We start from the raw sequence: 1,817 nt of genomic DNA, 5'->3' as shown, positions 1-1,817 counted from the left end.
GTGGGTTTGTCTGACCACCTGCGGGGTGGATGTCAAGGCCGCTGCCTTGAAACTAATGTTTTTGAGCGGTGAGGTCTCAAAACGGGAAAAATTTTTATGGAGATACCTACTGGATCTTGACACGGACAAGGGGAAAGCGAAGCATTGACAATCCGCCGGACTCGTGCTAACATTTATAATGCCATATGCCGAAGTGGCGGAACTGGCAGACGCGCCGGACTCAAAATCCGGTGAGGCTCACCCCTCGTGTGGGTTCGACTCCCACCTTCGGCACCAGTTGATTTGCGGGGCCTTCGGGGGCCTGGAAACATCTCCCACGAACACCCGAAAAAGATAAATCCGGTGGTGTTGGCAGACACTCCGTTAACACCCCGGACTGCACTGATACCCTCTTCGGTTTACAAAAATACTGAAGGGGGTTTTCAATTATGGCGAAAGGCAAAGTCCTGAAACTGCGGAAGGACGTTCCGGCCACCTGGGAGGAAGCTCTGCAACAGTTCATCTGGTGGAAGCAGGGGGAACAGAAGAGCAAAAGAACGATTGAGGATTATCGCTACCATGTCACCCGGTTTTTCACCAATCACCCGGACGCCTACAATCCCCGAAACCTGAAGAAATGCGTCCTGGAATACATGGCTATGGAGTGCAAACCGGCCACCTTCAATTTGAGGCTTACCTACCTGAAAACATTCTTTAAATGGGCCGTCAGGGAAGGGATCTTCCCGGAAAATCCCTTGGAAGGATTCCAGAAAAAGAAAGATGAGGGCCGGGTCACCGAAGTAGACACCGAAACCCTCGAACAGCTGCTGTCCCTGCCGGACAGGACAACCTTTGCCGGACTGCGGGACCATGCATTGTTCCTGCTCACCCTCGATACAGGTATTCGACCATCGGAGGCATTTTCCCTTCTGATTGACGATTTCAACCTGAAGAATCTTGAAGTAACCATCCGCCGGGAGAATGCAAAAACCAGAGAAACCAGGACATTGCCGATTCTCCCGGTGACAGCAAATGCCGTCAGGGAATTGATTGCAGCCCGGCACCCGGCCTGGAAGAAAACAGTTCCGGTTTTCTGCACCCAGGATGGGACACCTCTCAACAGGCACACCTGGAATGACAGGCTGGAGATGTATTCCCGAAAGTTAGGGGTTAAGATCTGGCCGTATGCTCTACGTCATGCTTTCGCTCTAACCTATATCCGCAACGGGGGCTATGAATTGGGCCTTCAACGTACCCTGGGCCACCACTCCCTGACTATGACAAGAAGGTACGTCAACCTCACCCAGGCCGATTTGCGGGCAATGAACACCGCCGCCAGTCCTTTAAACAGCCTGTTACCGCAAAGGCATAGGGTAAGAAAAAGAAGATAACACCGAATACCATTACCTGGCCGCTTCCATGGCGGCCTTTTCTTATTCCCTGCTTGCAGAAAGGGGGTAAATTTCAACGATAATGGAGATGGTAATGTTATCTTACTGGCCAACTGATTATCGTCGATTTTAGGGCCATTTATGCGTTAGAGAAAGGCAACGGCCAGGAGTGCCTGTTCGCTCAATGGCCTGAGAGGGCCTTCCCGGAAATGAGGGCACCGGACCACCTTGAAGGACGGCCTGTCCTCTATCTCCACCATGTAGGCCACTGCACCGACAGCCTCCAGGCCAACCAAATGATCTTTGATGGAGAAGTATGGGCAGTCAGCTCCCGTGGCATTGGCACACCGCCAGCAAAGGGCCGTTTTCTCCTGAAATTCCCTCGGTGAAAGCGGGACAACCGGCATGACCAGCCTCCTTCCGGGGCCGGCGGGGGTAGGGGGGGAG

Annotated in this window: 2 protein-coding genes and 1 tRNA gene; 2 read left to right on the top strand and 1 reads right to left on the bottom strand. The window is 53.1% G+C overall.

What is annotated here, in order from left to right; genetic code table 11:
- Positions 1-187: 187 nt before the first annotated feature.
- Positions 188-276, top strand: a tRNA-Leu gene (locus GFC01_RS17655).
- A 152-nt stretch (positions 277-428) separates the two neighbouring features.
- Positions 429-1,370, top strand: coding sequence for a tyrosine-type recombinase/integrase (locus GFC01_RS17650; protein WP_152948459.1), 942 nt, complete (start codon positions 429-431; stop codon positions 1,368-1,370).
- Positions 1,371-1,516: 146 nt separating this feature from the next.
- On the opposite strand, the gene GFC01_RS17645 is transcribed toward GFC01_RS17650, so the two are convergent.
- Positions 1,517-1,777, bottom strand: a complete 261-nt coding sequence (locus GFC01_RS17645) for a hypothetical protein (RefSeq protein ID WP_152948458.1) — start codon at positions 1,775-1,777, stop codon at positions 1,517-1,519.
- Between the last annotated feature and the right edge of the window lie 40 nt (positions 1,778-1,817).

It is taken from the genome of Desulfofundulus thermobenzoicus, from assembly GCF_009428905.1.
GTDB lineage: Bacteria > Bacillota > Desulfotomaculia > Desulfotomaculales > Desulfovirgulaceae > Desulfofundulus_A > Desulfofundulus_A thermobenzoicus.
Note: the sequence above shows the minus strand (reverse complement) of the source record. Positions and strands in the feature narration are given on the sequence as shown.

Coding starts and splice junctions, on each gene's coding strand:
- GFC01_RS17650 (WP_152948459.1), top strand. CDS start 429: ATGGCGAAAGGCAAAGTCCTGAAACTGCGGAAGGACGTTCCGGCCACC.
- GFC01_RS17645 (WP_152948458.1), bottom strand. CDS start 1,777: ATGCCGGTTGTCCCGCTTTCACCGAGGGAATTTCAGGAGAAAACGGCC.